Source organism: Ruegeria sp. L11, assembly GCF_056531755.1.
The window spans coordinates 12088-36205 of the sequence record NZ_JBQFMI010000004.1 but is presented as its reverse complement, the minus strand read 5'-3'; the positions used below and the strand labels follow the sequence as shown (position 1 = coordinate 36205).

Genomic DNA, 24118 nt, shown 5'->3' with positions numbered 1-24118 from the left:
GGCCGTTTAGGCCCGCCCAATAAGGAGAACAAGAATGGCAGACCTGCTGAAGAAGCCTATTGGAACCCGTGGCAAGGTACATGACATCACCCCGGACAGTGCCGGATGGCGATATGTGGGTTTTGGGCTGTATCATCTGCAAGCAGGCGACAGGGCGGCCGAGGCGACAGGAGACCGCGAAGTCATTCTGGTGATGGTCGAAGGCAAGGCGCGGATCACCGGGGCCGGGCAGGACTGGGGCGTATTGGGCGGTCGGATGAACGTGTTCGAAAAGACACCGCCGCATAGCCTGTATCTGCCCAACGGAACCGAGTGGGAGGCTGTGGCGGAAACCGACTGCGTTGTGGCGGTGTGCTCGGCCCCGGGTAAGGGCGGCCACAAAGCGCGCCGGATCGGGCCGGATGGCATCACGCTGACCGAACGCGGCAAGGGTGTGAATACGCGGTATATCAACAATATCGCGATGGAGAACGAGGATTATGCCGACAGTCTGCTGGTGACTGAGGTCTTTACGCCCAATGGGCACTGGTCCTCTTACCCCAGTCATCGACATGATGAGGACGATTTTCCCCGCATCACCTATCTGGAAGAGACGTATTACCACCGCCTCAACCCGGCCAACGGGTTCGGAATTCAGCGGGTTTATACCGATGATGGCCAGTTGGATGAGACGATGGCTGTCTCCGATGGCGATGTTGTGATCGTTCCGCGTGGCCATCACCCTTGCGGCGCGCCCTATGGGTTTGAGATGTATTATCTGAACGTCATGGCGGGCCCGCTGCGCAAATGGCGGTTTGCCCTGGCCCCCGAGGTCGAATGGATCATGGAGCGTGACGGATGAGCCAAGACTTCGCCAATTACCCTAGCCTTGCGGGCAAAACGGTTATCATCACCGGCGGGGCCGGGGGAATTGGTGCGGAAACCGTTCGCGCCTTTGCCGCGCAAGGGGCGAAGGTCGGGTTTCTGGATATCAATGCGGATGCGGGCCATGCTCTGCTGGCGGACTTGGACGGTGAACACGCCTTTGCGCAATGTGACCTGCGCGATATCGAAGGGACGCGGGCTGCGCTGGAGCAACTGGTCGAGGAGCTGGGCGAGGCGGATGTGCTGGTCAACAACGCCGCCCAGGATGACCGCCACGACTGGCGCGAGGTGACGCCGGACTATTGGGATGAGCGGATGGCGACCAATATCCGCCATATGTTCTTTGCCATTCAGGCTGTGGCCCCGGGTATGATCGCCAAGGGCGCAGGTTCGATCGTCAACATAGGATCGAATTCCTGGTGGGAGGCCGGGGCAGGTTTTCCGGCCTATGCCACCGCCAAATCGGCGGTGCATGGCCTGACCCGCACCATGGCGCGCGAATTGGGCGATCACCGCATTCGTGTGAACACGGTGGTGCCGGGCTGGATCATGACCGAGCGCCAGAAAGACCTGTGGGTCACGCCCGAGGCGCTGGCCAAACAGGTGGACCGTCAATGCCTGCCCGATCCGATAGAGCCTGTCTATGTCGCGCGCATGGTTCTGTTTCTGGCCTCGGACGACGCCGCCATGTGCAGCGCGGGCAACTTCATGGTCGAGGGCGGCTCGATCTGAAGGCGAAAGCGCGCGTTAACGTTGCGGTGGTGCGCCAAAGGCACGGATGACCATGCGCGCGGCGGCTTCGACCGGATCGTGGGTTTCTTTCAGGATCGTGACGCGATCAAACCGATCCGGGTCACGATTGACGGCCTCACGCATGGCATTTCCGAACGCCATACGCAGCTCGGTCCCGATGTTGAACTTGCAGATCGAGGTTTCGCGGGACAGCTTCACGCGCTGATCTATCGGCACGCCCGACCCGCCATGAATGACCAGAGGTACTGTGGTCATGGCGTCGATCTCGGCAATACGGGCTTCGTCCAGACCGCCTTCCTTGTTTTGTTGCAGATGGACGTTGCCGACCGATATCGCCATCGCATCCACACCGCTTTCACGTGCGAACTGGGCCGCTTCTGCCGGGTCGGTGCCGTTCGATCCTTCACCGCCCGAGTACCCGACAAAACCAATCTCGCCCTCGCAGGAAATCCCTGCCGCATGGGCCATCTCGGCAATTGCGGCGGTTTCATCGATGTTTTGCCGCAGGGGTTTGCGCGATCCGTCGAACATCAGCGAGGTGAACCCGCTGTCCAGCGCGATCTTGCAGTCCTCGAAGGTATAGCCGTGGTCCAGATGCGCCACGACGGGCACCGAGGCGTTTTCGGCCAGATACCGGAACATCTTGCCCAGGATCGGCAGTGGCGTGTGCTCGCGGCAGCTGGGTCCGGCTTGCAGGATCACGGGCGCATTCTCGGCCTCGGCCGCGGCTACATAGGCGCGCATGTCTTCCCAGCCGAGTGTGACCAGCCCGCCTACGGCATAGCCCTGTTCATAAGCGGGTTGCAGGACGTCTTTCAGTGTGACGAGGGTCATTTGAATTTCGCAATCATGTCTTTGATGCCAGGAATGGTCTCGATCTGATAGGCATGTGTGGGCTGGAAATACTGCACCAGAGAACGCTGGGTCAGGCCGCCGAGGATGGTGAAATAATACATCTCGTACCCCGGCAAAACGCAGCAGGGGTGATAGCCCTTGTCGATGCAAACGGTCGATCCATCCACGATGTGATAGGCGTCACCCGGCTGGTTATCTTCGCGCTGCAACATCTGAAGGCCCGAGCCCCAGTTGGGCTTGAACCGGAAATTATAGGTCTCATCGTGGCGGGTCTCGTCCGGCAGGCGGTTGGTGTCATGCTTGTGGCTGGGGAAGCCCGACCAGCCGCCCTGACCGACGGTGAACAGCTCACTCACCAGCAGGCGGCCGACCTTGTCGTGTTGCTTTTGGCCAAGGATGTGTTTGATCTTGCGGTGGGTTTTGGTGTCGTCGCTGCCATATTGCACAAGGTCGTGTTCGCGCACATCGAACGGGTCCAGCACCTTGTCGTATTTCGCACCGGCAATGAACACCTCGGTCGCGTCAGAAACGCAGACCACCTGTACCTTTGCGCCGACGGGCACATAGATGCCCTCGGGCTCGCCATCCCAGACATCTTCGCCCCGGTTGCCCAGACTGGGGAAGGAAACGCCTTCGACATCCACATCGACGCTGCCGGTTGCAGGGACGATGCAGGTCTCGTAGCCCGGCACCTGGTATTCGAACGCCTCGCCTTTTTTCAGTTTGACGATGTTGAAATAGTTCAGCGGAACGGACGGATCACCGGCGTCAACGATGGGCTTGTTCTGATTGTCATAGGGCGCGATATGCATGGGATACTCCTATGTGGTCGGGCCGGGGTGAGAGGCGAGGAACGCGTTCAGTTCGGGGGTCGTCGGCATGGCGGGGGCGCAGCCGGGTTTGGAAACGACAATGGATGCGCAGGCGGAACCGCGCATCACCGAGTCTTTCAGCGAGTGCCCCGCCGCGATCGAAGCCAGAAGCCCTGCCATGAAACTGTCACCAGCCCCGACTGGCTTGATGGCGTCCACTGGGTAGATCCCGGTTCTGATTTCCTGCCCATCCGCCAGCGTCACGGCGCCTTTTTCGCCCATCTTGTAAATGACAACCCGGCCCGGTTTCCTGGCGAGGTCCTGTGCCTTGGCAAAGCCCTTTTCCATGCCGCCGGCCATGAAGCCGAACTCTTCATCATTGCCGACAATCAGGTCACAGGCTTCGCCCGCACGGGACAGAACGTCAGCGGCAATTTCTGGCGATGGCCAGCTGTAGGGGCGGTAATCAACATCGAAAATGATCGGAAGGCCAGCTTTGCGCGCGTTTTCAAACCCTTGGAACGTGGCGCTGCGCGAGGGTTCCGACGCAAAGACGGTACCAGCCGAGATCAGGGCCGAGAAGGATGAATAATCAACCTTGTCGACATCCGCGTCAGTAACCTGAAAATCGACCGCACCGTTGCGGTAGATGACATTCTGAAAGTTATCGGTCCGGCTTTCATACAGGGCCAGAGAGGTGCGATACTCACCCCCCAACACGCGGATATAAGAGGTATCCACCCCGTAATGTTGCAACCGGTTGAGGCAGAACCGACCAATTGCATCGTCCGAGACGGAGGTGATCAAGGATGCCTGACTGCCCAGCTTGACCAGACCGGCGCAGATATTCGCGGACGAGCCGCCAAGATCGGCATGGAACGTATCGGCCTCTTCGCTTTTGACACCGATCGGGTCTGCGTAAAGGTCCATACCCGCACGCCCCAGAACGGCAAAGCTGTTTCCTTTGATACCCTCCATCAAAGCGCTCACGTCATGTCCTCCGGCAAAGTGGGGTGGGCAAAGTTTGGACCTTGCGTTGAATCGATTCACACGATACTGATTTTGCAACCGGTTGCAAACACAATGTGCGAGGCCATGGCAGATGCCTGAAATCGGAGTGGGAATCGTGGGGGGCGGTTATATGGGCAAGGCCCATTCCGTTGCCATGTCGGCCGTCGGTGCGGTGTTCAACACGGCGTTGCGCCCCCGGCTTGAGGTCATCTGCGCGTCGAGCCCGGACAGTGCCGAACGCTACCGGGCGGCCTATGGATTTCAGCGGGCAACCGATGACTGGCGCATGTTGGTTGAAGACCCCAGGGTCGAGGCAATCGTGATCGCCTCGCCTCAGTCAACACATCGTCAGATCGCCGAAGCGGCTTTTGCCTTGGGCAAACCGGTCTTGTGCGAGAAACCATTGGGCGCATCGCTTGAAGACAGTCGGGCGATGGTTGCCGCGGCTGAGGCTTCGGGAGCGGTGAACATGGTGGGATTCAACTATATCCGCACACCCGCCAGCCAATATGCCCGCCAGTTGATTGCCGATGGCGCGATTGGTGACATCACGTGGTTCCGGGGCGAGCATACCGAGGATTTCTATGCAGATCCGCAGGCCCCGGCCACCTGGCGCACAACCGGTAGGGCCAATGGCACAATCGGCGATCTTGCCCCGCATATGGTCAACGGCGCATTGGCACTGATCGGGCCCATTGCGCAGGTGATGGCAGATGTTGAGACCGTTCACAAAACCCGCCCCGGTGGTGAGGTAACAAATGACGACCATGCCCAGATGATGTGTCGGTTTGAAAACGGGGTTATGGGAAACCTGTATTTCAGCCGCGTCGCGACGGGTCGGAAAATGGGCTATGCCTATGAAATTTCGGGCACAAAAGGCGCGCTCCGGTTCGATCAGGAGGACCAGAACGCGCTGTGGCTGTACAAGCGCGAAGGGCCCGAAGCCGCGCGCGGGTTCACCAAGATCCTGACCGGCCCCGCGCACCCGGATTATGAGCCCTTCTGTCAGGGTCCGGGTCATGGAACCGGCTATCAGGACCAGATCATCATCGAGGCCAAGGACTTTCTACAGGCCATCCACACCGGCGAGGCGATCTGGCCCACGTTCCGCGACGGGCATGAGGTCAACCGCGTGCTGGCCGCTGCGCTGGCCTCGTCCGATCAGCGGCAGTGGCAGGACATCAGCGATTTCTGATCGCTCTACGTGACAATTCCAATGAGAGACAATGACCATGGCTAAGTTGAGATGGGGCATGATCGGGGGTGGTGAAGGCAGCCAGATTGGTCCTGCACACCGCCTTGGGGCGCAGGCGGACGGGTTGTTCGAATTTGCAGCTGGCGCGCTGGATCACCGACCCGAGGTGGGCCGCGAATACGCGCAGCGATTGGGTGTTGCTGCCGATCGTGCCTATGGTGACTGGCAAGAGATGCTGGCGGGCGAAAAAGACCGCGAGGATCGGGTTGATCTGGTAACCATCGCGACGCCCAACTCGACCCATTTTGAGATTACCAAGGCCTATCTTGAGGCAGGTTTTAACGTGTTGTGTGAAAAGCCGATGACCATGACGGTGGAAGAGGGCGAAGAGATTGTGCGCGTGGCCGAAGCCTCGGGCAGGATCTGTGCGGTGAACTACTGTTACTCTGCCTATCCGATGGTGCGTCAGGCCCGTGCAATGGTGCGCGCAGGCGATATCGGCAAGGTGCGTCTGGTGGTGACCAATTTCAGCCACGGTCATCATGGCGACGCCACAGATGCGGATAATCCGCGCGTGCGCTGGCGCTATGACCCAGCGATGGCCGGTGTTTCGGGGCAGTTTGCCGATTGCGGCATCCATGCGTTGCACATGGCCAGTTTCATCTGTGACGATCAGGTGAAAACCCTGTCTGCCGACATGGCTTCGACCATCGCCAGCCGTGAGTTGGAAGATGATGCAATGATCAATTTCCGGATGGAGGGCGGCACGGTTGGGCGCCTGTGGACATCATCAGTGGCGATCGGGCGGCAGCATGGCTTTGACATTCAGGTCTTTGGCGAAACCGGTGGGCTGCGCTGGGCATCCGAACAGCCCAACCAGTTGATCTATACTCCGGTCGGGGGGCGTACTCAGATCATCGAAAAGGGTGAGGGCGGTTTGCACGACGAGGTGCAACGCCTGTCGCGTGTCGCCATAGCGCACCCCGAGGGGTTCCCGCTGGCGGTCGCCAACATCTATTGCGATCTGGCGGATGCGATCCGCGGTGAAAGACGCGACGGTCTGCCCGGTGCGGCAGATGGGCTGCGGTCCATTGCGGCCGTTCACGCGGCTGTTGCATCGGGCAAGGCCGATGGCGTATGGAAGGACGCGCGGCCGCCGATGTTTCGCTGATCAGGGGCGGGGCCGCAATGTGCCCCGTTCGATCACCCGGCAGGGGAAAATGCGGGCCTCGGGATAGCGCTGAGGCTCTTTCAGCATCTCGACAACCAGATCGACGGATGAGGTGATGATCTGCTTGATCGGCTGGTGGATCGTTGTCAGGTCAACGCTTTCCCAGCGCGACATTTCCATGTCGTTCAGTCCGATAATTCCAATGTCCTGACCGGGTTTCAGCCCGTGATCAGCCAGTGCGGACAATGCGCCTACAGACAGGATGTCATCGCCGCAGAAATACGCCTCGGACGGGATGTTGGCCAACAGGCGCAACATTTCGGCGCGGCCGGCCTCGAAGGAATAAGCCCCTGCGAAACAATGGCTTACTTCGATATCGGGATGATCTGCCAACTCCTCCATGAACCCGCGATACCGGTCGAGCGCCGAGGTTGCATCTTCAGGCCCGCCCAGATAGCCGACACGCCTGTATCCGCGCGCCAAAAGCTCTCGCGCGGCCATGCGCCCGCATTCGACGTTGTCGATCCCGACCACATGCACTTCGGGCGAGGTGGCCGATCGGCCAAATGTATGCACCACCGGTACGCCCGCATCGTGAAACGCCTTGGCAAAGCTGGGTGGCAGCGTCGAAGAGGCAACGATGGCGGCATCAACCGAATACTGGCGCAGCATGCGGACCGAGTTTGCGGGCTCGGTCTCGTCCGTCAGGTTCACGATCAAAGGGCGCAGCCCGCGTTCCTGCAAGGCGCGGGTGAACTGATCGAAAACCTCAAGAAAAATCGGGTTGTGAAAGTTGTTCGAAATCAACCCGATCAGTTTTGTGCGCCCGGTGGTCAGGGACGAGGCGAGGGCATTAGGACTGTAGCCAAGCTCGCGCGCGGCCTTTTCAACTTTGCTGCGTGTTTTTGCAGAGACCGAGGCGCCTTCGGTAAAGGTGCGCGACACCGCAGATCGCGATACACCAGCCAAGGCTGCGACGTCTTTCAGGGTCACGCTCACGCAGTGCGGCTCCGGTCGTTGATGGTCAGAGATATCAAGGTGTTTTGCATCAGAGATTCATTATGCACCATCGCAAAAGTCTTGCAACCGGTTGCAGGTCGCACTCGGCGGACGAGATCATCGGCGGCCACCTATGTTTATGAGCGAATGGCGGGAAAGGAAAGACCGGTACAGGCGACGGGTTTCGCAAGAAACACCAAGGATCGAACGCTACCGGTTACGCCCTTAGAACCTTAACGAAAGGCAGGACATTCCTCCGTCCAGCTTTGCGCAGTCGGTGTTGTCGATTTCTACGACCTCATACCCTTCGCGATCCAACATCTCAGCGGTGCGTGGGAAGCCAGCGGCCATCAGCACCAGATTGTTGAAGCGGATCGCATTGGCGGCAGCTTCCTCTCCGTCCGCAACATGCAGCACCCGGTAGCCCTCAAAACAGCCCGATGCATCCAGCCGTCGGGTCGACAGTATTGTCTCGGCGTCCATCAGCGAACAATCTGTCTTGAAGTGTAGGACGCCCTCGGGCGTGAAAACTTCGCGCAGTTTGTGCCCCCACTCCGAGGTGATTTTCGCCAGCTCGGCGACACCTTCCGCGTCAGTCCGGTCTGACCGGCCCACCAGAATTTCTCGACCGGTAACAAGGATATCTCCACCCTCGACATGGCCGGGTCCCTGAATTTCCAGAACCGTGTCGTAGCAGTCGCGAAGGGTCGGCGCCATTTCAGCCACTTCACCCATCCGCGAAGGTGCGCCGGGCCGCATCAATATCGCACCTTGCGGCAGGCAAAGGGCTGTATCCTCGACAAATTGCGCGTCGGGAAACGCGTTCAGGGGATCCAGTTCGATCACCTCTGCTCCGGTGCTTTTCAGTGCTGCCACATATGCCTTATGCGCCGCTGTCATCCCGTCGAAATCCGGGTTTCCGATATCTTCTGCACGCAACCCGCCTGCAATAGTCGGAGCCGGACGGCGGGTGATGGCGCGGGAAAACTCAAAGGTTGGGTCTGACATGTTTCAATCTTTCTGAGCTGCGAATTTCGGAGCGGTGACTTCGATCATTACCGGCCCGTTCTGGGCGGCAGTTTGGCGCAATGCCTGCGCGACAGCCTGCGGTTCAGCTGGAACCGAAGCGAATGGAATACCGTATGACTTGGCCGTCGCTGAAAAATCGGGGGGCGAGGGATCACATCCTATGACTGTCACGCCCGCATCCTGCATTGACGTGGCAATTTCCTGGTATCCGTGATTGTTCCAGATCACGAAGGTGACCGGCAGGTCTTCGTCGACCGCGGCCATAATTTCAGGCAGAGAAAACTGCGCGCCCCCATCGCCCGCGATGCATATTACACGTGCCGTGGGATCGGCGACCGAAGCGCCGATGGCTGCGGGGATTCCATAGCCCAGCGCGCCGTACCCGGTTGCCGCGTTAAACCAGCCTCCGGCCCGGTCGTGATCGTAGAAAAGATTGCCGGCATAGATTGGTTGCGTGGAGTCTCCGACCATCAGGGTGTTCGGGACCGCAGAACGCATTGCGTTGAGGATTTCCACCTGTTTGCGATAGTCTGGACCAATTTCCGCCCAGGCGGCGTCACGTGTTTTGCCTGCACGTTCCGCGCCATCGCTTTGCTTTGGCTTGTGCGGCAAGGCGTCAACCAGCGCTGATACAGCCAAGTTGACGTCACCTTGAATGATGAGCGCTGCCTCATGTCGCGCCAGTTGCCCGCCACATTGATCAACCCGTATCAACCCTGACATTTTGGCAATTTGGCCGGTGGCATACATATCATAGTCGGTTGGGCCCAGCTCGGTTCCCAGTGCAAGGACGCAATCGGCGCTTTCTATCAAGCCGCGTACGGCGTTCAGGCTGGGGCTTGCCGGAACAGTCAGCGGATGCCTGTGCATCAGGCCGCGCGCGTTGACCGTTTGCACCACGGGCGCATCGAGAGCTTCGGCCAGGGCCTGCAATCCAGCCTCGGAACGTTTTGCGCCGCCGCCCGCCAGAATGACAACGTTCTTCGCTTTGGCCAGTTGCTGTGCGGCTTGTGTAATCAAAGCCGGGTCAATCGGAGAGGCTGAGACAAGCGGTTCGACCTGTGTTTCCTGATAATCAGCCGCTGCGATATCCAACGGAACTTCGATATGCACCGGTCCGGATCGACCGTTGGCGAGGGTGTGGAACACGCGGTCCAAGACCGGGTCCAGAGCGTTGGTGGCGGAAACTTGTTCGGACAGCAACGCAACGGTCCTGGCCAGTCCCAACTGGTCTGGCAATTCATGCAGATGCCCTAAACCCCTGCCAAGAGATGCGGTTTTGTTGACACCGGACACCACCAGCATCGGTATTGAATCCGCGCGGGCCTGCGCCATCGGCGTCAATGTATTGGTCAATCCAGGCCCGGTGATCACAAAGGCCACACCCGGTTTGCCTGACACGCGCGCATAGCCGTCGGCCATAAACCCTGCACCCTGTTCGTGTCTGGGTGTAACGTGACGAATGCCCGAGCCTGCAAGCCCGCGGTAAAGCTCGACCGTATGAACGCCCGGAATTCCGAACACGCAGGTCACATCCTTTTGGCGAAGCCTTGCAACCAATGCTTCGCCCACGGTCATTTCACTCATGCAACCTCGCGTGATTTTCTGTTGGCGTGGTCGATGATGCGAGAGACCGCAGTGGCAAAGTTGGCGTCACTGATCGTCAGGGCCACTCGCACCCAGTCTTTCAAGCTGTCCCCAAAGGCGGAACCCGGCATGACAGCCACCCCGGTCTGCAACAGGTCCCAGGCATAGGCTTCGCCGTCCAACCCGGTGGCGGAGACGTTGATCATGGCGAACATTCCCGCCTGAGGCCGGTGAACGGTCAGATCCGTTTCTGCTTCGAGGCGATCAGCCAAAAGCGTGGCGCGCGCCGAAAAACGGGCGGCCATGCCGGAGGCAACCTCGGACCCGTCGCGGATCGCCTTTTCAGTCATATCGGCGATAAAGGGCTGATTGCCGAAAAGCATGGTCTCGGAATAGGGCAGTAGCGCTTCGCAAAACGCGGCTGGCCCGACACACCAGCCACTGCGGAACCCCGGCGCGGCATGTGATTTCGAGATGGATGATACGCCTATGACACGATCCGCCAGTTCCGGGTCTGCCAGCGGCGACACAAATCTGGCCCCGTCAAAGATCAGTTCTTCATAGACCTCGTCCGAGATAATCCACAAATCATGCGCAATCGCGAGCTGTCCGATCTCGGCTAGCTCCTCGGCGGTCAGGATCGCGCCCGTTGGGTTGTGTGGCGTGGTCAGAAGAATGGCGCGGCTGCGCGGTGTTACGCGTACGGCGATATCTTTGGCCTGCATGCGAAACCCGTGTTCCGGGCGCAGCGGTACGGGCACCATTTCCGCCCCAGAAGCACGCACGACCCCTTCGTAGGTTGCATACATCGGATCACCGACCAGAACTTCGTCACCGGCCTCGGCAACGCCGGCCATGGCAGCGAACAATGCGGTCTGCGTTCCGGGAAAGCACAGAAAATTCTCGGGCCCGAAAACGCGTCCGCGGGAAGCCGAGTAACGGGCGGAAAGCGCGTCAAGCAAGCCAGCTTCGCCACGGCCATTGGAGTAGCCCGTTCGCTGGGCCCGTAGTGAGGTTACGGTGGCTTCGACCAGCGCGTCCGGCACCGGCACGTCCGGTTCACCTATCGTCATTTCGACGATGTCCGCTCCGGCCTTAATAAGGTCGCGCGCTTTCAGATGTACGCCCCATTTGGCGCCACCCAAGCCCGCTAACCGTTCTGTCACAGATGTGGTCTTCATGGTTGTTCCACCTCTTTGATCAATGAGATACCGACGATAGCACTGACTGAATCCAATCCGATCTGCGCCAATTGACCTTCGGAAAACGCATCTGGAAGCGCACCGCCTTCCAGCCAAAGACCGTCGATAACCGCGTTACAGGCAATGGCCAGTTGCGCCGCTTGCGACGCGGTGACGGGACGCCCGGTTTCTTGCAATGCGGCGACGATCAGCTTTTCAAGGTGATCCCGGAAATAGTTATAGGTTTGCTGGTGAATGCGTTGCATTTTCGGATCTCGCTGCACCTTGTTCAGGAAGCCGGCCCACAAGGCCACAGCGCTTGGATCAACGATTGGCGGTCGCAGCGACGCATCAACGAAGTTGGTCAACTGAGATACTGCGCTGCCTTTCCCTGACGACGCAGCTGTCTGATCGGTCAGCGTATTCATGTGATGTTCGTACGCGGCCTGAACCAGTTCCTCCTTGGATGAGAAATAGTGCCGGATCAGCCCTTGGGTCACGTTCGCACGGGCCGAGATCTGACGCACAGTGGCACCCCGAACGCCCATCTCGGCAATCAGGTCCAAAGTCGCCAGGATCAGCGCCTCGCGCCGAAACTCGGCAGATTCACGTGTAAATTTACGGCTGTCGTCCTGCACGTCCGGGCCATCCATGGTACGGAATTATTATACACTTGCATAATTGCGAGATTCGAGGCTTACTGCAAGCTGAAATCAGAAGATTCTTGGATATGGACACAGCCAAAGCAGCAACACCCGCACGCGAAGCAACCACGTCTGAAGAGGCGATAAGGGTTGAGGACCTGCACAAGTCTTTCGGCACGCTGGAGGTTTTGAAAGGTGTCTCGCTGACAGCGAACAAGGGCGATGTCGTTGCCATCATTGGGGGTTCAGGCTCGGGCAAATCCACCATGCTGCGCTGTATCAACTTTCTGGAAACACCAAGCTCGGGAAAGATCACCATCGGCGGTGAGCTGGTTGAAATGCATGCCGACGGCAGCCCCTCGAACCGCCGCCAGATAGAACGTATCCGTACGCGGCTTGCGATGGTTTTCCAGCAGTTCAACCTGTGGACACATCGAACGCTTCTGGAAAACGTGATCGAGGTACCGGTACATGTCCTTAAGGTACCAAAGGCCGAAGCTGTCGCGCGGGCGCATGACCTGCTGAAAAGGGTGGGGCTTGGTGACAAGGCCGACACCTATCCGGCCTATCTTTCAGGCGGTCAGCAACAGCGCGCCGCCATCGCACGCGCGCTTGCGGTGGATCCTTCGGTGATGCTTTTCGATGAGCCAACTTCAGCGCTTGACCCAGAGCTTGTCGGCGAGGTTCTGACCGTGATCCGGGATCTTGCAGCGGAAGGGCGCACCATGCTGCTTGTGACCCATGAAATGAAGTTTGCGCGCGAAGTCGCGAACCATGTCGTCTATCTTTTCGAGGGCCGCATTGAAGAGCAGGGTCCACCTGCCGAGGTCTTCGGAAATCCAAAATCAGAACGATTGAAGCAGTTCCTCAGCTCGGTCGCCTGATCCACTACAAAAAACAACAAAATAAACCTAAAGGGAGTAACAAAATGAACGTCAAAAAACTGCTCGCGTCCGGTCTTGCCGCCGCTGTCCTTTCGGCTGGTGTTGCCAGTGCAGAAGAGGTCAAGATCGGCATCGCGGCCGAGCCTTATCCGCCCTTCGCGTCGCTGGACAGTTCAGGCAACTGGGTTGGTTGGGAGATCGATGTCATCAATGCAGTTTGCGCCGCTGCCGAACTTGACTGTGTTATCACGCCAGTGGCCTGGGACGGCATCATCCCATCGCTGACCGGACAGCAGATCGACGCCATCATGGCCTCGATGTCGATCACCGAGGAACGGTTGAAAACCATTGATTTCAGCGATCCTTACTACAACACACCTGCGGTTATCGTTGCCGATAAATCGATGGATATCGAAGCAACCCCGGAATCGCTGGCGGGTAAAGTTATTGGCATTCAGGCTTCGACGATCCACCAAGCCTATGCGCAGGAATACTTCAAGGATTCCGAACTGCGCGTCTATCAAACTCAGGATGAGGCCAATCAGGACCTGTTTGCCGGTCGGATCGACGCCACACAAGCTGACAGCATTGCGATGGCCGATTTTGTGAATTCGGATGCCGGTGCTTGCTGCGAAATCAAAGGTGCCGTGAAGGACGATCCCGCCATTTTGGGGCGTGGTGTCGGTGCGGGCGTTCGTAAAGGGCAGGATGACCTGCTTGCGGCGTTGAACAAGGGCATCGCGGCAATTCTTGCCGATGGCACGCATGAGAAGATCACGTCGAACTATTTCTCGACCAGCATCTACTAAGCCGTTGCCGTGACCGGATTTCTGGAATCACTTGGTTTGGCGCAGAGCGCAGAGCTTCTGTCGCTCTCGCCGCCGGGGTGGGGGGCCAATCTGCTACGCGGATTGTCTCACTCCTTGCAGATCGCTTTTGGCGCATATGCGCTGGGCCTCGTGATCGGATTGTTCGGAGCGTATGGCAAACTTTACGGCGGGAAGGTCACGCGCGACCTTCTTGCCATTTATACGACCGTGATCCGCGCCGTGCCGGAACTGGTCCTGATCCTGATCCTGTATTACGTGGGATCCGACATTATCAACAAGATATCTGCTGCCATGGGTGGTGGCCGCGTCGAGATCAACGGCGTTGCCGCAGGCATTTGGGTGCTGGGCGTCGTTCAGGGCGCGTATGCGACCGAGATTCTGCGCGGTGCCATTCAGGCGGTTCCGCCCGGTCAGATCGAAGCGGCGAAATCCTACGGGATGCCGGCCTTCATGACCATGCGGCGCGTCACAATCCCCGCCATGATGAGCTTTGCGGTACCGGGTCTGGCCAACTTGTGGCTGATTGCAACCAAAGACACCGCATTGCTGGCCGTTGTCGGCTTTAACGAGCTGACGCTGGAAACGCGCCAGGCGGCCAGCAGCACGCGGGCCTACTTCACCTTTTTCCTGGCGGCGGGCTTCCTTTATCTGATGGTTACGCTGTTTTCGGGTGGGATCTTTGCGCGGATTGAGAAATGGGCCCGTCGCGGCCAACCCGCTCTGAACGGAGGCAGCAGATGATCGACCTCAGATCTCTGATGCAACCTCATCGTATCGTGATGATGCTGATCTTTGCCGGGATCGCGGTTTGGTGCGCGATGACATTGCGGTGGGACTGGATACCCAATTATGCGCCGCTTGCATTGAAGGGTATCTGGACCACGCTTTGGTTGCTGGTTGTCACGATCGTTCTTGGATTTTTACTGGCTGTACCGCTTGGATTAGCGCAGGCCGTTGGGCCATGGTATCTTGCGGCACCCGCAAAGGCGTTCTGTACCATCATTCGCGGCACACCGCTGCTTTTGCAGCTTTGGTTGCTGTATTATGGCCTCGGCTCTCTGTTTCCGCAGTTTCCATGGATACGATCATCTGAACTTTGGCCGTACCTGCGTCAGGCTTGGCCCTATGCGGTGCTGGCGTTGACACTTTCTTATGCGGGTTATGAAGGCGAGGTCATGCGCGGAGCCTTCAAGGGCGTTGCCAAAGGACAGCTGGAGGCGGCCAAGGCGTTTGGTATGCCAAGGCTGACGATGTTTCGCCGCATCTGGTTACCGCAGGCAATCCGCAATGTTCTGCCGACTTTGGGCGGTGAAACTATCCTGCAACTAAAGGCAACACCGCTGGTCGCCACAATAACCGTGGTTGATATCTATGCCGTGTCGTCCCGTGTGCGTGCCGATACGTTTATCGTCTACGAACCGCTTATCCTGTTGGCTGTATTCTACATTCTCGTAGCGGGCGTAATTGCATTGGTGTTCCACTGGCTCGAGGTGAAGGTTCTGGGAACCGGACGCCGCAATGGGCTTGTCGGATAGTTTCGGCCAGTAGTCGAAAGAAACTTGCCCCGCGAATTCCGAGGCGGTTATTTGATGAATTGTTCCCAGCGACCCAGATTGCAGGCTTAAGCGTAAAACAGGTGTTTGAAACGGGATCAGGAAATTTGGTTCGGTCGCGGCCCGCAAGTTCAACGCTCTAATGATACAGCATCTAGGGTAGCTGCACGACAAGAGGGCATGAGTGCCAGCGCGGCCATAGGTGAGAGGAACGGCCTGGCGCGATAGCCGAACAGCGAGATAAATTGAGTGGTGCTAAGACAGCGGTCCCAACATCAATGCAGTTCGGGAATTGCCACTCTGGTTGTCTTACGTTGGTAGAATATTGTGGTTCATCCTGAACAAGTTGGTGGGATCGTACTTTCCTTTGATCTTGGACAGCTTTTCGCCGTTCACACCATAAGCGCCTTTCATGTGATCGGATTGGTCTTCAGGCATGAAGTTCACATATGCACTGCCTGTTGAGTATGGTTTCATCTGTTCGTACAGCTGGCGTGCCCAACCGATGCAGGTGTCATCCTTGTCAGGGTCTTCCCATCGCGTGTGGACATTCATGATGAAATGCGCAGATCTTTGCGGGTAGGCGGTAGAAGCAGGCTCAACACGGGCCATCGCGCCACCGACATGAGCAATGAAAACCTCGCAAGCGGGATCAGGCAGAGTGGAAATCGCGCCCAGCAGGTCCGTGATGGCGGCCGGGGGCAGCGTGTTGAAGTCATGACTTTTCCAATAGTTGCGGACGCCCGGCGACAACAGGGGATCAAAAGCCGCTTGCCAGTCCACGAATCTGTGCGGTGAAATGACATCCACAATCGGCTCACCCAGCGCGCGCAAGGCCGACATCGCTTTTTCACCTTCATCCATCGGGCCGCTATAGCACGCTGCGAAAATCAGCACCTCGCGCCCGTGCCACTCTTCCGGCAGGAACGGGAGCGGCGGCGCCTTTCGCATCACGCTCCAGACGGTGAGCTCATCGGGGGACGTGTCCGCAATGGCCACAAATTCGGAAAGCAATTCTGGTGCCCGCTCGATCGGGTGCACGATCAGGCCGGACAGGACATCCGGCCCAAGATCATGCAACTGGAATTCGAATGAGGTAACGACACCAAAGTTTCCGCCACCACCACGAATGGCCCAGAAAAGTTCCGGGTGGCTCGTGGATGATGCGGTGACAATCGCGCCATCCGCTGTGACGACTTCTGCCGACAGAAGGTTGTCGATTGTCATGCCGAATTTCCGGGTCGTCCAGCCGAAACCGCCGCCCAGGGTCAGCCCGGCGATGCCGGTGGTCGAATTGATGCCTGTGGGGACGACAAGACCATGGGCCTGTGTTTCGCGATCAACGTCTCCAAGCAACGCACCGGGTGCAACGCGGACAGTTTTGCGGGCAGGGTCCACGTGAACCGAACGCATCTGGGACAGGTCCAGCATGACGGCCTCGTCCGCGACGGCGTGCCCTGCAATCTGGTGCCCACCTGATCGAACGGTCATCATGAGGCCTGCTTGTCGGACGAAGTTTATTGCCTTCTGGACGTCGCTCGCCCCCATCGCACGGATCACGAAGGCGGGGAAACGCTCGAACATGCTGTTCCAGGTAATCCTGGCTTCTTCGTATTCCGGGGTTCCCGGCAGGTAGACCCCACCGCGCAGTGAAGTGTCAAGCGCGTCCAAATCGCCTTGATCCACAGTCGCGATACGTCCGTCGAGTGCTTTCAGGTCAAACATGCTTAGGCCTCCCTTGTTTCAGGAAAGGTTTCGCGCACGGCTGCCTCGTGAATTTGTTATTGCCCTGAGAAGGGGATACTTGGTTGTGGGGGAAAGCTGGTCGTCAGGCAAATATTCCCGGATCGATCCGATCTACCGGCGTAATGACATCGGCTGGAATGTTCAGACGTTCGGCCGCTTTTCGCAGGCTTTCTTCATCCGGGGCTTCGTAAAGGCAGTATGTTTTGCGCTTATCTGCGCTGAGGAAGGAAAAGATCCATTCAATGCCGACTTCGTCGTTGATTTCTTTGATGTGAATTTTGTCGTTGTCGCTGATATTCAGCTGTTCCGCAAAATTTCGTTCAATGATGTATCGTGGCATTATGCCCCCCAAGCATTTTCCGGACCTTAACTGGCTACCCCTTCGAGCTTTGACTTAAGGGAAACCATACTCAATTTCTGTGATATTGCCAACGCTTCCCCTTCCAGTTGAAACGCCAGTTCCAAATCGCTGGGGCGGCCCTGTTGTCTGAGTGCTGATGCATACGCTGCCTTGGAATGCGCAATCCAAGGTGGGCAATTCATCCGCGTGTCAATCTCGATGGCTTTTTGGAACATCTTGCCGGCAATTTCCCAGTCTTTCAGCACCGTTGCCAGGCTCCCCAAGCGTCGGGCTGCGGCACCTGTGCAGACTGTGGTTGCCCCTGCGGTGATCGTCAGGTCCTCGTAGGGTTGCAGCATACCGTAAAGCGTCTGGGCATGATCCGGATGCCCGACTGCCACGCAGATGTCGGCAAGATAGGACAGTGTTGTTGAATACATGGCATCTGGCGGCAGGTCGAAGCCGTTTTCCGCCATTTCATTCAGTATTTTTCCGGCTGGTTCCGTGTACCCCAGTTCGGCTGCGATAAGGCCAAAACCCGGCTTCCACGAGATGTCTTCGGGGCTGTCGGTCATCAGTTTCTTGATCACAGGCGCGACCTCGTGCAGGCGGTTCTGCTCGCGGCGGATGGTGAACATCTGAACGCCGAAAACGCCCTCGACATGTTCGCCGTGCGTTTTTCGGCCGATCTTGACTGCTTCGGTGGCGTGCTTTTCAGCCTGAACAAAGTCGCCTTCCATGATTGCAACCATGGCGCGTGCGTGTTTCTGAACCCAATAGAGTTGCAGATGATTGTCCTTTTCTGAAATCGCTGTCAGCAACTCGAGCGAGTTGTCCATCAGGTCACGGTCGGCCATTTCAGCGCCGACAAACAGGCTGAGCGTCCGGTCGCGGCCTTGGTCTATGGTGCCAAGCTTTTCTGCCACCCGATGCATGGCGTCCAGATTTTCACGCCAATGGCGCGCCTCTCGCCCGTTGCGCGCAACGAAGGGTGCCCCAAAATGCATCATCATTACCGAAAACTGGGATTTATGATCCCCAAGTTTCGCCGCCAGTTCCATGGATTGCTGACCAAAGCGCGTACCCTCGGAAAACTGGCCGACAAACATATACGCCCTTGCAAGTTGGCTCATCAACCGGCACCGCCTGACTTCGTCACTGTCAGACAGGTCTTTCAGCGCCTTGTCACAAAGGTCAATGGCCTCGTGATGTCGCGTGCTTGTCATCATGCACGAGTCAGCAAAATGATTGGCTGCATCGGCTGCCAGCTCCACGTCATGGAGTTTCCGGGCAGCTTTAGATGCACTTTTCAGAACTTCCATCGCCTCAGGCAACCGGCCCTGGCTGTCATGGCTGCGTCCGACAAGAATTTTGCCCCTGACCATCTCCGCACTGATTTCAGAGCCAAGTTTTTCCGCAGCCCTGAGTGTTTCCAGTGCATTGGCCATCGCTTCCTGGCTGGCTGACCGGGCCAACGCCATTTCCGCCGCAGCTTCCCATTTGTCGAATGCGGCGCGCCATTCTTCTGCTTCTGACAGATGGCGGGCCACCAGCTCGGGTCGGCGTTCGATTTCAGCTGATCGCATCGCGATCAGTGCTCGGGCAACATCTGAATGTTGCTGCCTGCGGGTAGAACTTAACATGGATTGATACGCCGTATCGCGGATAAGGGCATGGCGAAACACGAAATGCCCGCGGTTGTTTCCGCTTTCAAAGATCAATCCCGTTCGCGACAATTCTTCGAGGCGAAGATTGATATCCGCGCGTTCCAGCCCCATCGCGGCCTTTGCCAAGTCTGGTTCAAATTCCCGCCCAATGACGGACCCCGTCAACGCAACCTGTTTGGCCTCGGGCGAAACTGCATCAAGCCGCGCCATCAAGGCGCCCTTCAGCGACGATGGTATGTGGACTTGTCCCTGCTCATCAGCATTTACGATTGCTTGGGTCAATTCTTCGACAAACAGGGGCACGCCGTCCGTTTTTTCGATGATCGTCGCGATCAAGGCATCGTCAGGGTCCTTGCCGGTGATATTGCGGACCAGATCCGAGACATCAGCAGAACCGAACCGGCGCAACAGGAGTGTTTGAACATGCGTGTCCCCGTCATCGCGGGCCAGGTCCCACCCAGGTCTGTGGGTCATCAAAATCATCAGGGGAAGATCGGTGCAAATCGCCTTGAACCGCTCCAGCAGGGCTTGCGTCGAGGGATCGATCCAATGTGCATCCTCAACACACAGAATAACCGGGCGCACGCCGGCCCGGACCTGCACCGTATGGATAAGGGTTTGGATCGTTATGTCGCGTTGCTCTTGCGGCGACATCTCGAGAACTTCACGAGCCGGCGCACTGCGCGGCGCAACCAGCGCTGCAAAGACAGGCAGAACCTGTTCCCAGTCCAGACCTTCCCGGCCTTCCAGCAGCTTCCTGACATGTTCCAGAATTTGATTGTCGTCAAAATCCGGTTCAACGCCCGCATCCTGTGAAATTCGCTGGGTGACGGGATGAAAGGGGCTGCTGGTCAGATAAGGAGAGCAGTTCAGCCTTATCACGTCGGCCTGCCCGGTTGCCGTGACATCTGCAAGAAACCCCTCAGTCAGGCGCGATTTTCCTATTCCCGCCTCACCCGACAGCAGAACGACCTCACCATGACCGCTTTGGGCGCGCTGCCACGATTGCAACAGGATCCCCTTTTCGTAATCCCGGCCGATCATGGTGCTGCTGGCGTCATCCTTATACGACGCGCGAAAGCGGCTTTCCGCGCTGCGTTCCGATACGACCTTCAACAAGGTCCGAGGGTCCTTGAACCCTTTCAGCTGAGTTGGTCCAAGGGTCTCGAACTCGAATATCCGGTGCAAGGTGGCTTCGGTTTCTTCCGCAGACAAAACCACCGAGTTCGGCAGGGCGTGTTCCTGTATCCGCGCCGCCAGATTGACCGCCGGCCCAGTCATGGCACCTTCTTCGTAAGAGTTTTCGCCGATCGTGTCACCGACCACGACATCGCCGCTGGCAATACCCAGTCTGGCCGACAAACGCTCGCCGTCAGGGGTGTTGAGCTCTTCAACCCGACGGACGCACTCAAGCCCCGCCTTTATCGCGCGAATGGCGTGATCTTCGTAGGCTGTTGGCCAGCCGAAAAACACAAGAAGACCGTCGCCAAGATATTTCGCGACATAGCCACCATACCTGCTCACTGCCCCCGCGACGGTATCTTGATAGTTCTGTAGCAGATCCCGCATGTCTTCGGGATCAAAACGGTTGGTCAGCTCTGTCGAGCCGACCAGATCCGCGAACAAGACTGTCAGATGACGCCGCTCAGCCGCAGGTGCGATGGGCTTCTTCGCTGGTGCAGCTTCGCCATGCACATCATCAACGGAGGATGGCTGAGTTTTCTCGCTGGTTGGCTCCCCTGCGGCTGGCGCTGATGAAGACAGGCGCCCAGAGCCAACCAAATCCTGAACCGCCGCAAGGATGATCTTTCGGTGACCAAGGCTTACCCCAAGCTCTTTCAGGTCGTCGCCTGTCAGCAATGGCAAAACCCGCGCATCAATGTCGTTTTCCGCAAAGGCACTTGCGTACTGACCCAATCCGAGGTCGTTCAGCCACGTGTCCATTTCAACCGACATATCCGGATCATGCTGAGATACGCGTCACTAATCAAGAAAACGCTATTTATTCAGCCGGGCGATCAATGCGCAGCGGACGCAGTTTCACGCGCAGCACAGCAAAATGTGCCAGTCACGTAAGACCTTGATACATTGTGGGGAAAGGATGGTGGGTGATGAGAGACTCGAACTCCCGACATCTTCGGTGTAAACGAAGCGCTCTACCAACTGAGCTAATCACCCGTGACGCTGCATGTAGCCAAGCCAGCGGGCGGGCGCAAGAGGGTCTGTGAGATTTTTATTCCGCGATGGGTTGCGGATAGGAAATGCCGCCCTCAACAACGCCAGCCTCGGTGAGCATGGGCTTATGAGGCAGGTCTGCGTGGGTTTCAGGCGTGTGGTCTGGAAAAGATCAAAGGCGCTTGCAAGCGCCCTATGGCCTCCGATATGCCCGAAGAGACTGCAACTTTCCGGTCGGGAGCACACATGATCCTACCCTTCGCCTGCCGTATCTGGATGGTGGCACTGGTCCTTGGCGCATTTGTGCTGGCTCCGGTCCGGGCCGGGGCAGAAGGGGTTTTGGTTTTCGCCGCGGCCAGTCTCAAGACCGCTTTGGACGAAATCGCAACGGAATACACAGAGCGGACGGGGCAGGATGTCACCGTGTCTTACGCGGCGTCTTCGGTACTGGCGCGGCAGATTCAGCAGGGTGCGCCTGCGGACGTGTTCATCTCGGCCAATGCCGACTGGATGGATTTTCTGGAACAGCAGGGCTTGTTGTGGCCAGAGACACGGTCGGATTTGCTGGGCAACAGTCTGGTTCTGATCGGCGCTGCGGGGCGTCCTGATCTGGGTGACATTCGGACGGTTCATGACCTCAGGGCCGAGCTGGGCGAAGGCTTTCTGGCCATGGCGCTGGTCGATGCGGTGCCCGCCGGTATCTACGGCAAGGCGTCTTTGCAGGGGTTGAACCAGTGGGAGGCGGTGCAGGAGCGTGTGGCGCAAACCGATAATGTGCGCGCTGCGCTGGCCCTTGTGGCAACCGGTGCCGCGCCTCTGGGGATCGTCTATCGATCGGATGCGCAGGCGGAACAGCGGGTCAGTGTTGTGGCCAGTTTTCCGACCGACCTGCACCCTCCGATCATCTATCCGGCGGCGATGACAGGTAATGCCACAGGTGCGGCGCGGGCTTTTCTGGATCATCTGCACAGCGATGCTGCTATGGTTATTTTTCAGGAGCAGGGATTTTCCCTGCCGGGCGGGTGATCGCGTTGGAGTGGTTGGGTCCCGCCGAAGTTGAAGCGCTGAAGCTGTCGCTGCGCGTGTCTTTCTGGGCGACGCTGGCGACCTTGCCGTTTGGCATTTTTGTTGCCTACATTCTGGCCCGCTGGCGGTTCCCCGGGTGGCAGGTTTTGAATGGTCTGGTGCATTTGCCTTTGATCCTGCCGCCGGTTGTGACGGGGTATCTGCTGTTGCTGACCTTCGGCATTCAGGGGCCGTTGGGGCGGTTCTTGGCCGAGTTCGGCATTGTGGTTGCCTTTCGCTGGACTGGGGCCGCGCTGGCCGCTGGTATCATGGCGTTTCCGCTGATGGTCCGGGCGATACGTCTGTCGATCGAGGCGGTGGACCCGAAGCTGGAACAGGCTGGGGCGACGCTGGGGGCGTCGCGGCCTATGGTGTTTCTGACCGTGACCTTGCCGATGATCCTGCCCGGTGTCATCGCCGGGGCCATTCTGGCCTTTGCCAAGGCCATGGGTGAGTTTGGGGCCACGATTACATTCGTGTCGAATATTCCGGGGCAGACGCAGACATTGCCATCGGCTGTATACGCCTTTTTGCAGGTGCCGGGGGGCGAGGCTGCTGCAACGCGGCTGGTCCTGATCTCGATCGTCATCGCCATGGGCGCGTTACTGCTGTCGGAATATGTGGGACGGCGCGCTGCCGCGCGGGTGGCCGGATCATGAGCCTGTCCGTTCGCTTGCATCATCAGCTGCCGGGGATCGATCTGGAGGTCAGTTTTGACGCGCCACCCGGTGTGACCGTGCTGTTTGGGCGTTCCGGGTCGGGCAAGACCACGATTGTCAACGCGGTGGCCGGATTGCTGCGGCCGCGCGCGGGCAGGGTGGCCGTGGATGACTGGGTGTTGTTTGACACCGAACGCGGGCATTGGCTGCCACCGCACCGGCGGCGGTTGGGCTATATTTTTCAGGAGGGGCGGTTGTTCCCGCATCTGACCGTGCGCCAGAACCTTGCCTATGGCCGGTGGTTCGCCCCCAAAAGCGCGCGGCGGGAAGACCCGGAAAAGGTCATCGAGATGCTGGGGATCGGCCACCTTCTGAATCGCCGTCCAGCCGGGTTGTCAGGGGGCGAAAAACAGCGCGTGTCGATAGGCAGGGCGTTGCTGGCCAGCCCGCGGCTGATCCTTGCGGATGAACCGCTTGCGGCGCTGGACGAGGCCCGCAAGGCGGAGATCCTGCCCTATTTCGAGCGTCTCAGGGATGAGGTATCTGTCCCGATCCTGTATGTGACCCACTCAGCCGACGAGGTGGCCCGTCTGGCCACATCGGTTGTCGCTTTGCAGGATGGCAGGGTCGTCCGCCATGGCCCCGCGTCCGAGGTTCTGTCCGACCCGTCCGTAGCGCCTGCAGGTGTGCGCGCGGTCGGGGCCGTGCTGGAGGTGCAGGTGCTGAAGCACCACGCCGACGGGTTGACCGAGCTGAACGCAAATGGCGCGCGTCTGTTTCTGCCACGTATCGGGCAGGAGGTCGGCGCCCATCTGCGAATTCGCATTCCGGCGCAGGAGGTGATCCTGTCCGTCCAAAAACCCGAAGGTCTGTCGGCATTGAACGTGCTCAGCGGGACGGTCGACTCGATCCGGTCGGGCGAAGGTCCCGGCGCGATTGTGTCGGTCAGGACCCCAGCGGGTAATGTTCTGGCGCGGGTCACGCGCCGGTCGGTGGCGGCGTTGAACTTGCAGCCCGGCAGCACATGCCATGCCGTGATCAAGACGGTTGCACTGGCCCCGCAGAATGTCGGTGGCCGCATCGGGACCGGCACCTGAC

The 24118-nt window shown here is 58.6% G+C and carries 22 protein-coding genes and 1 tRNA gene; 11 read left to right on the top strand and 12 right to left on the bottom strand.

The window, feature by feature from the left end; all coding sequences use genetic code 11:
* The first annotated feature begins 34 nt into the window (after window positions 1–34).
* Window positions 35–841: a 5-deoxy-glucuronate isomerase gene (iolB, locus tag ACR0CE_RS10040; RefSeq protein ID WP_480832194.1), complete on the top strand. Its 807-nt coding sequence runs from the start codon at window positions 35–37 to the stop codon at window positions 839–841.
* Complete coding sequence (locus tag ACR0CE_RS10035) at window positions 838–1596, top strand: SDR family NAD(P)-dependent oxidoreductase (RefSeq protein ID WP_480483303.1); 759 nt, start codon at window positions 838–840, stop codon at window positions 1594–1596. Before iolB ends, ACR0CE_RS10035 begins: the two co-directional genes overlap by 4 nt.
* A gap of 15 nt (window positions 1597–1611) precedes the next feature.
* On the opposite strand, the gene ACR0CE_RS10030 is transcribed toward ACR0CE_RS10035, so the two are convergent.
* Genes ACR0CE_RS10030 through iolC form a run of 3 tightly spaced genes read right to left on the bottom strand, consistent with a single transcriptional unit; the run spans window position 1612 to window position 4262 of the window.
* Window positions 1612–2451, bottom strand: coding sequence for a class II fructose-bisphosphate aldolase (locus ACR0CE_RS10030; protein ID WP_480483305.1), 840 nt, complete (start codon window positions 2449–2451; stop codon window positions 1612–1614).
* Window positions 2448–3284, bottom strand: a complete 837-nt coding sequence (locus tag ACR0CE_RS10025) for a 5-deoxy-glucuronate isomerase (protein ID WP_480483307.1) — start codon at window positions 3282–3284, stop codon at window positions 2448–2450. The genes ACR0CE_RS10030 and ACR0CE_RS10025 overlap by 4 nt, the downstream gene beginning before the upstream one ends.
* Before the next feature lie 9 nt (window positions 3285–3293).
* Window positions 3294–4262 (bottom strand): 5-dehydro-2-deoxygluconokinase, encoded by a 969-nt coding sequence (gene iolC, locus ACR0CE_RS10020; protein ID WP_480483371.1) that lies wholly within the window; start codon window positions 4260–4262, stop codon window positions 3294–3296.
* Window positions 4263–4386: 124 nt separating this feature from the next.
* On the opposite strand from iolC, the gene ACR0CE_RS10015 reads away from it, so the two are divergent.
* Both ACR0CE_RS10015 and ACR0CE_RS10010 read left to right on the top strand, forming a co-directional pair.
* On the top strand, window positions 4387–5490 hold the full coding sequence (locus ACR0CE_RS10015) for a Gfo/Idh/MocA family protein (protein WP_480538911.1): 1104 nt from the start codon (window positions 4387–4389) through the stop codon (window positions 5488–5490).
* A gap of 37 nt (window positions 5491–5527) precedes the next feature.
* On the top strand, window positions 5528–6661 hold the full coding sequence (locus ACR0CE_RS10010; RefSeq protein WP_480773275.1) for a Gfo/Idh/MocA family protein: 1134 nt from the start codon (window positions 5528–5530) through the stop codon (window positions 6659–6661).
* Here the strand turns inward: ACR0CE_RS10010 and ACR0CE_RS10005 are convergent, their stop codons facing one another.
* The 5 genes from ACR0CE_RS10005 to ACR0CE_RS09985 form a co-directional block, all read right to left on the bottom strand.
* Entirely contained in the window at window positions 6662–7660 is a 999-nt protein-coding gene (locus ACR0CE_RS10005; RefSeq protein WP_480832191.1) for a LacI family DNA-binding transcriptional regulator, read from the bottom strand.
* A 225-nt stretch (window positions 7661–7885) separates the two neighbouring features.
* Window positions 7886–8668, bottom strand: coding sequence for a dimethylarginine dimethylaminohydrolase family protein (locus ACR0CE_RS10000; protein WP_480773273.1), 783 nt, complete (start codon window positions 8666–8668; stop codon window positions 7886–7888).
* A gap of 3 nt (window positions 8669–8671) precedes the next feature.
* Window positions 8672–10276 carry a 5-guanidino-2-oxopentanoate decarboxylase gene (locus tag ACR0CE_RS09995; protein WP_480773272.1) on the bottom strand — a complete coding sequence of 535 codons (1605 nt, stop codon included), beginning with the start codon at window positions 10274–10276 and terminating at the stop codon, window positions 8672–8674.
* Window positions 10273–11457, bottom strand: coding sequence for a pyridoxal phosphate-dependent aminotransferase (locus ACR0CE_RS09990; protein ID WP_480832189.1), 1185 nt, complete (start codon window positions 11455–11457; stop codon window positions 10273–10275). Before ACR0CE_RS09990 ends, ACR0CE_RS09995 begins: the two co-directional genes overlap by 4 nt.
* On the bottom strand, window positions 11454–12110 hold the full coding sequence (locus ACR0CE_RS09985; protein WP_480832187.1) for a TetR/AcrR family transcriptional regulator: 657 nt from the start codon (window positions 12108–12110) through the stop codon (window positions 11454–11456). The genes ACR0CE_RS09990 and ACR0CE_RS09985 overlap by 4 nt, the downstream gene beginning before the upstream one ends.
* A gap of 77 nt (window positions 12111–12187) precedes the next feature.
* Between ACR0CE_RS09985 and ACR0CE_RS09980 the strand changes: the two genes are divergently transcribed.
* Genes ACR0CE_RS09980 through ACR0CE_RS09965 form a run of 4 tightly spaced genes read left to right on the top strand, consistent with a single transcriptional unit; the run spans window position 12188 to window position 15350 of the window.
* The gene (locus ACR0CE_RS09980; protein ID WP_480483321.1) at window positions 12188–12985 is read left to right on the top strand and encodes an ABC transporter ATP-binding protein; all 798 of its coding nucleotides are present in this window, start codon (window positions 12188–12190) and stop codon (window positions 12983–12985) included.
* Window positions 12986–13029: 44 nt separating this feature from the next.
* Window positions 13030–13794: a transporter substrate-binding domain-containing protein gene (locus tag ACR0CE_RS09975; RefSeq protein WP_480475308.1), complete on the top strand. Its 765-nt coding sequence runs from the start codon at window positions 13030–13032 to the stop codon at window positions 13792–13794.
* Window positions 13795–13803: 9 nt separating this feature from the next.
* A complete protein-coding gene (locus ACR0CE_RS09970) occupies window positions 13804–14556 on the top strand; it encodes an ABC transporter permease (protein WP_480475310.1) in 753 nt (250 codons plus the stop codon).
* Entirely contained in the window at window positions 14553–15350 is a 798-nt protein-coding gene (locus tag ACR0CE_RS09965; RefSeq protein WP_480538898.1) for an ABC transporter permease, read from the top strand. The genes ACR0CE_RS09970 and ACR0CE_RS09965 overlap by 4 nt, the downstream gene beginning before the upstream one ends.
* Window positions 15351–15677: 327 nt before the next feature.
* Here ACR0CE_RS09965 and ACR0CE_RS09960 read toward each other — a convergent pair whose 3' ends face one another.
* From ACR0CE_RS09960 to ACR0CE_RS09945, 4 genes are all read right to left on the bottom strand, one after another.
* Complete coding sequence (locus ACR0CE_RS09960) at window positions 15678–17093, bottom strand: FAD-binding oxidoreductase (RefSeq protein ID WP_480832184.1); 1416 nt, start codon at window positions 17091–17093, stop codon at window positions 15678–15680.
* A 103-nt stretch (window positions 17094–17196) separates the two neighbouring features.
* Complete coding sequence (locus ACR0CE_RS09955; protein WP_209504668.1) at window positions 17197–17454, bottom strand: DUF4242 domain-containing protein; 258 nt, start codon at window positions 17452–17454, stop codon at window positions 17197–17199.
* A 26-nt stretch (window positions 17455–17480) separates the two neighbouring features.
* Window positions 17481–21077: an adenylate/guanylate cyclase domain-containing protein gene (locus ACR0CE_RS09950; RefSeq protein WP_480832182.1), complete on the bottom strand. Its 3597-nt coding sequence runs from the start codon at window positions 21075–21077 to the stop codon at window positions 17481–17483.
* Window positions 21078–21223: 146 nt separating this feature from the next.
* A tRNA-Val gene (locus ACR0CE_RS09945) sits at window positions 21224–21299 on the bottom strand.
* Window positions 21300–21542: 243 nt separating this feature from the next.
* On the opposite strand from ACR0CE_RS09945, the gene modA reads away from it, so the two are divergent.
* From modA to modC, 3 genes are read left to right on the top strand one after another with little or no spacing between them, the layout of a single operon-like run.
* A complete protein-coding gene (modA, locus tag ACR0CE_RS09940; RefSeq protein WP_480832180.1) occupies window positions 21543–22322 on the top strand; it encodes a molybdate ABC transporter substrate-binding protein in 780 nt (259 codons plus the stop codon).
* Window positions 22323–22327: 5 nt separating this feature from the next.
* Complete coding sequence (gene modB / locus ACR0CE_RS09935) at window positions 22328–23020, top strand: molybdate ABC transporter permease subunit (protein WP_480832436.1); 693 nt, start codon at window positions 22328–22330, stop codon at window positions 23018–23020.
* A complete protein-coding gene (modC, locus tag ACR0CE_RS09930; protein WP_480832178.1) occupies window positions 23017–24117 on the top strand; it encodes a molybdenum ABC transporter ATP-binding protein in 1101 nt (366 codons plus the stop codon). Before modB ends, modC begins: the two co-directional genes overlap by 4 nt.
* Window position 24118 lies beyond the last annotated feature (1 nt).